The sequence below is a fragment of the Cognatishimia sp. genome (assembly GCF_964229375.1).
Lineage (GTDB): Bacteria > Pseudomonadota > Alphaproteobacteria > Rhodobacterales > Rhodobacteraceae > Cognatishimia.
Window position 1 is genome coordinate 1 of sequence record NZ_CAXREH010000211.1, and the last position, 5,279, is coordinate 5,279.

Annotated in this window: 8 protein-coding genes; 1 reads left to right on the forward strand and 7 read right to left on the reverse strand. The window is 57.5% G+C overall.

The window, feature by feature from the left end; genetic code table 11:
- Both ACEQWH_RS15215 and ACEQWH_RS15220 read right to left on the reverse strand, forming a co-directional pair.
- Positions 1 to 374, reverse strand: a 374-nt coding sequence (locus ACEQWH_RS15215) for an HD domain-containing protein (RefSeq protein ID WP_370232263.1), incomplete at its 3' end; no start/stop codon positions are given.
- Positions 371 to 1,240: a phytanoyl-CoA dioxygenase family protein gene (locus tag ACEQWH_RS15220; protein ID WP_370232265.1), complete on the reverse strand. Its 870-nt coding sequence runs from the start codon at positions 1,238 to 1,240 to the stop codon at positions 371 to 373. The genes ACEQWH_RS15220 and ACEQWH_RS15215, both read right to left, overlap by 4 nt.
- A 221-nt stretch (positions 1,241 to 1,461) precedes the next feature.
- On the opposite strand from ACEQWH_RS15220, the gene ACEQWH_RS15225 reads away from it, so the two are divergent.
- Positions 1,462 to 1,803 carry a DUF2853 family protein gene (locus tag ACEQWH_RS15225; protein ID WP_370232267.1) on the forward strand — a complete coding sequence of 114 codons (342 nt, stop codon included), beginning with the start codon at positions 1,462 to 1,464 and terminating at the stop codon, positions 1,801 to 1,803.
- 199 nt (positions 1,804 to 2,002) lie between these two features.
- Here the strand turns inward: ACEQWH_RS15225 and ACEQWH_RS15230 are convergent, their stop codons facing one another.
- From ACEQWH_RS15230 to tsaD, 5 genes are read right to left on the reverse strand one after another with little or no spacing between them, the layout of a single operon-like run.
- Positions 2,003 to 2,398 (reverse strand): DUF1761 domain-containing protein, encoded by a 396-nt coding sequence (locus tag ACEQWH_RS15230; RefSeq protein ID WP_370232269.1) that lies wholly within the window; start codon positions 2,396 to 2,398, stop codon positions 2,003 to 2,005.
- Between the two features lie 60 nt (positions 2,399 to 2,458).
- The gene (locus tag ACEQWH_RS15235) at positions 2,459 to 2,878 is read right to left on the reverse strand and encodes an EVE domain-containing protein (protein WP_370232275.1); all 420 of its coding nucleotides are present in this window, start codon (positions 2,876 to 2,878) and stop codon (positions 2,459 to 2,461) included.
- Positions 2,878 to 3,150, reverse strand: a complete 273-nt coding sequence (locus ACEQWH_RS15240; RefSeq protein WP_370232270.1) for a YciI family protein — start codon at positions 3,148 to 3,150, stop codon at positions 2,878 to 2,880. The genes ACEQWH_RS15235 and ACEQWH_RS15240 overlap by 1 nt, the downstream gene beginning before the upstream one ends.
- 2 nt (positions 3,151 to 3,152) lie before the next feature.
- On the reverse strand, positions 3,153 to 4,109 hold the full coding sequence (locus ACEQWH_RS15245; RefSeq protein WP_370232272.1) for an NAD(P)H-dependent glycerol-3-phosphate dehydrogenase: 957 nt from the start codon (positions 4,107 to 4,109) through the stop codon (positions 3,153 to 3,155).
- Positions 4,106 to 5,203 (reverse strand): tRNA (adenosine(37)-N6)-threonylcarbamoyltransferase complex transferase subunit TsaD, encoded by a 1,098-nt coding sequence (tsaD, locus tag ACEQWH_RS15250; protein WP_370232273.1) that lies wholly within the window; start codon positions 5,201 to 5,203, stop codon positions 4,106 to 4,108. The genes ACEQWH_RS15245 and tsaD overlap by 4 nt, the downstream gene beginning before the upstream one ends.
- Between the last annotated feature and the right edge of the window lie 76 nt (positions 5,204 to 5,279).

The following is a 5,279-nucleotide window of genomic DNA, read 5'->3' on the forward strand; positions in this document are numbered from 1 at the left end:
TAGATCATCTGGAAAATCCCGTGGTGTTCGACCACCCAAGACACATCCCAGCGCACAAAGGGGCGGATGACCTCTGCTGAAAACCGGTCGTGGTTCTGAGGCGCAAGCCCGTCGCCAATGTCGTGCAGCAAAGCACCGACGATCCAGTCGATATCTGCCCCATCCGCTTCGGCGCGGGTTGCGGATTGCAGCCCGTGTTGCAGACGCGTGATGCGATAGCCTTCCAGCGTCGCTTCGCCCTGACGTTTAAGTTCGTCCAGAATGCGGTCGGCGGTCATGCCGTGATAGGGTTTTTCCAGCTCGGCCAGCAGAAGATAGTCCTCTTTGGTGCCGTCCTTCATCTGGGTGAAACTAACTGTGGTGTCTTCGCTCATGACGCGCCTTCTGCCTGATACATGTCTACACTGCCTTCCGCGCCTGCGGCCAGGGTGGTGGACTGATGGGTAAGTACCTCACGATAGAGCGCAAGGTCTTGGGGATCAAATAGGCGACTTGGCCCGGCGACGTGGATCCATCCGTTCTCGGAGTCTTTGCCCCGCACCAGCATTGCATAATCGCGCCCCTGCGCAGATTGGTGGACACCCGGCGTGACATAGCGGATTGCCAGACCAATGCGACGGTCGTCGGAATTGTTGGGCGAGGACGCGTGGAAGGTGCGCCCGTGGTGAAAAGACATCTGTCCAGGCTTCAGCGGGCCGTGCTGTGCCTGACTTTCGTCAATCCCGGCGATTTCCTGACCGCGGGACAAAAGATTGTCTTCGCTGAACGTATCCTCATGCGGCACGATCTTGTTTTTGTGGCTGCCGGGGATGAACCGCATGCAGCCAGCCTCGACGCTCACGTCTGACAGGGCGATCCAGGCCGTCAGCTCTTCGTCGGTTTCGCCCATCCCCCAATAGGTGATGTCCTGATGCCAGCTGACGACGGATTGCGTGCCGGGCTCTTTGATAAAGAGCTCGACCGACCAGACCAGCAGATCAGGGCCCAGGATCGCGGCGACCTGATCCATGATGGCGGGTGTTTTTGCGACGTCCGACAACAACGGAATGACCAGATGCCCGTTCACGCGAAAGAATTGGCCCAGGTCGAAGCCGTCCGCCCCTGTGGCGTGGGTTTGCTCCAGAGTTTCAACCTGTTTACGAAGCTCGGCCGCGTCCTCTTCGGAAAATGCGGTTAAGCCTGCAACAAAGCCGTTGTCCTGATATTGCTGCATGTCAGCGTCTGACAAATGTCGTTCCATGGCACTTCTCCCTATGCCCTACGCGGCCAGCTTGCCGTTCAGGTTAAAGATGCGTCCACACCGAAACCGCCACCGAAAGTGTCGCTTTTGTCCTGAAATATGGGGAATTGCGCAAAGTTTTCCCTTTGTGGCATTCGGCAATGCCGCTAGGCTTTGAGGTAAGCAGTTTATTTAACGCTGCCATTAACAATTTTTTCTTGTTTCCAGGTGGGAGAGATAACATGGGAAAACGCGATGATTTGATCGCTCAATACGCGGATGACCTGCGTAACAAATGCGGTATGGAACCGGATATGGATCTGTTGGAAAAGGTAACGCTTGGCTGCGGACCTGCGATCTATAATGCTGACGCGTCAACCGTGGCTGCCACTCAGGAAAGCGAGCTTGAGACAGTTAAGAACAACTTCCTGATCAAGAAGCTCGGTCTGGCGGATGGTCCACAGCTGATGGATGCGATTAACTCGGTCATGGACACCTACGGACGTTCCGAGCGCAACAAGTACCGTGCGGTGGTCTATTACATGCTGACCAAACATTTTGGCAAAGAAGCGATCTACGGTTAAGACCCGAGCCCGCGGTTGCGCGGGCTTTCCCACTCCAGAGTTTAATCAAATTTCATTTTATTTATAATGTCTTGGGATTTGATCATCCTTGCTACACTCACTAGATCTCTGGGGAACCAAAGTGCATTTGCATATCTTGGTGTGTGGGATATCGGGAGAGCGGGGACAGGTCATGAACAGGCCCGTCCCCGTTCGCATTTTATAGAATGGTCAACACCACACCGATAACTGTACAGCCCAAAGTCGCATAGATCCCGTCAATAACGATCAACGCGCGGGGCCGGCCTGCAAACGTATAGTTGGTGGCGATCCACGGTGTGGCCAGAAACAGGCCTGTGCCCAACCCGGCGGTAAAACCTTTGCCCACTTCAGAGATGCCTGACAAAGCAAACATATGGCGCATCATGCCAGCTACGATAATCAGGCAGACGATGGACACGATATAAGGCATCGGGTTTTTCGAATTCGCGGGCCTGCCGTCTTCGCCCACCTCAACACCTGACGCCGCCATCCAAGGCTTTGCCATGGCCATATACCAAATCGCACCACAAATGTAGGCAGCCACCGCTGCTACAATCACACTCAGAAAACCCATCCGTCCCTCCATGAATTGGGGTTGCCGTAAGGGAACTATGCGTAAATTTTGTGCGTCTGGCTAGGCTGAGACGCCCGCAAGGTCGCAAATCACCTGCCATTCGTCCGCAGTGACAGGCTGAACCGAGAGGCGAGAGTTCTTGACCAGAACCATGTCAGCCAGGCGCGGATCCGCCTTGATCATATCCAGCGACACAGAGGTTTTGACCGGTGCGACGGCCTTGATGTCTACGCATTCCCAGCGGTCATCATCGGTTGTGCTGTCCGGATGGGCCAAGGCGCAGACCTCGACGATGCCGACCACAGATTTCTCTTTCTGTGAGTGATAGAAAAATCCGCGATCGCCCAACGCCATTTCGCGCATGAAATTGCGCGCTTGATAATTGCGGACGCCATCCCATTCCTCGCCCTGATCGCCTTTGGCGACCTGATCGTCCCAGCTCCAGGTCGAGGGTTCGGATTTGAACAGCCAATACCGCATCAGCCGATGACCTTGTTCCATGCGGTGATTTCAACCGACTGAAACAGATCCGCAGCTTTATACGGATCTTGCGCAGCCCAAGCTTCGGCCGCCGCCATGTCGGGCAGTTCCAGAATGATCAGGGATCCGCACATCTCGCCATTTTCGTCTAGAAACGGACCCGCCATTTCTACAGCATCCGTGGACTTCAGATAGGCAACATGGGCGTCGCGGTTGGCCTTTCTGACCTCAAGGGCGCCGGGCTTATCTTTGGCAATCAGTGCAAATCGCATGGTTATTCCTCTCTCGGGGGGCGGGCCATCAAAAGATCTATAGCCTCGCGCAGGTTAAGTTTCTGGTCAAGCAGCCCGACGACTGCATCCGTGATGGGCATGTCCAAATCCAATGCGGCTGCGCGTTGCTGTGTTGCGCGTGCAGTGGCCGCGCCTTCGACGGTGACGGTGGGGTCAAAGGTCTCGCCCCGCCCCAGCGACAGGCCGAGTTGATAGTTGCGAGACTGCGCCGAACTGCAGGTCAAAGACAGGTCGCCAAACCCAGACAGGCCCGACAAGGTCGCGCGATCTGCGCCAAGCTTGTGGGCCATGCGCTTCATCTCCGCAAAACCACGCGTCATCAGCGCGGCCCGTGCGCTTTCGCCAAGGCCAGCGCCAATCGCCGCCCCGCAGGCAATCGCGATGACGTTTTTTAAGGCGCCGCCCAGTTCGGCACCCACCACATCGGTCGTGCGATAGATCCGAAGGTTTGGCGCGCTTAATCTGTGTTGCAGGTTCTGGCCCACGTCGTCGTCGGCGCACGCCAGAGTCAAAGCTGTCGGCAATCCGATCACGATGTCTTGGGCAAAGCTGGGTCCAGTCAGGATCGCAGCCGCAGAATCGGGGCAGCTTTGCTGAATGATTGCAACAGGCCCAAGTCCGGTTGTCAGCTCGATGCCCTTGCAGCAGGCCACAAGCGTTTTGCCGTTCACGATCGCCAAGCCGGCCAGCACGGATCGCAGTGTTTGCAAGGGAACCGCAAGCAGAACCACATCCGGTAGGGTTTCAGGCAGCTCGGAGGTCAATGTGATGCGGTCGTCCAGCCTGACGTCGACCAAACGGTTGCTCAAGCGTGAGGCGCGCTGGGCGGCCATGGCGTTTGCATCGCGGCCCCACAGGGTGACATCGGTGCCGCCTTTGGCAAAGCTCTGTGCGAGCGACGTGCCAAAAGCACCGGCGCCAAGAACCAGGATATTCATGCCTTGGCCCCTTTCTTGCCGCCACCCAGAAGGGCGGGCGCTTTTTGGTCCAACGGCCAGCGTGGGCGCGCGATCAAAGACAAATCGTCTGTGTGTCCGGCCTTAAATCGCGCAAGTCCCGCATAGGCAATCATGGCCGCATTGTCCGTGCAAAGCGCCAACGGAGGGGCGGTAAACGCCACGTCCTGCGCTGCGCAAACAGTCTCTAACTTGCCTCGAATCGTGGCATTTGCTGCAACCCCACCGGCGACAGCCAGTGTTGGCGTGGCGGGGATCTCGTCTTGATAAAGCGCCAGCGCGCGTGCGGTTTTCTTGGCCAGAACATCTGCCACGGCCTCTTGAAACGACGCGCAAAGGTCGGCGCGATCTTGCGGTGTCAGACCGCCCTTCTGCGCGATGATTTCATCGCGCGCGCGCAAGAGTGCAGTTTTCAAACCCGAGAAAGACAGATCGCATCCGGGGCGATCCAACAGGGGCCGGGGGAAGGCAAACCGCTTGGGGTCGCCGTGTTTTGCCTCGGCTTCGACCGAGGGGCCGCCGGGTTGGGCCAGTCCCAAAAGCCGCGCGGTTTTGTCAAAGGCTTCGCCCGGGGCATCGTCAATCGTGCCACCCAACCGGGTGAAGGTCTCTGCATCATGCGCGATCAAAAACTGACAGTGACCGCCACTTACCAAGAGCATCAAATAGGGAAACGGGGTCTGATCGGTCAGCCTTGGGGTCAGCGCATGGCCCGCCAAATGATTGACGCCGACCAACGGAAGACCCAGCCCGGCAGACAGGCCTTTTGCGCACATCACGCCCGAAATGACACCGCCAATAAGACCCGGACCCGCCGTGACCGCGATGGCGTCGATGTCTTTTAAGCCAAGGTTGGCCTGTTTCAGCGCCTCTTCGACGGCAAGATCCAGTTTTTCCGCATGCGCGCGTGCGGCGATTTCCGGAACGACACCGCCAAAGGCCGCATGCAGCTCGGTTTGCCCATAGACCACATTCGACAGAATTTCCGGCGCAGCCTCACCGGTCTGGCGCACAAGGGCCGCAGAAGTGTCATCGCAGCTGCTCTCAATGCCGAGAAGGGTGAGGGTGTCTGTCATGGTCTGCCATTGCGCCGTTTGCTAGGGGCAGGTAACACTCTAGGGCCGCGCAAACAATGGTAGAGAGCATGCCAGC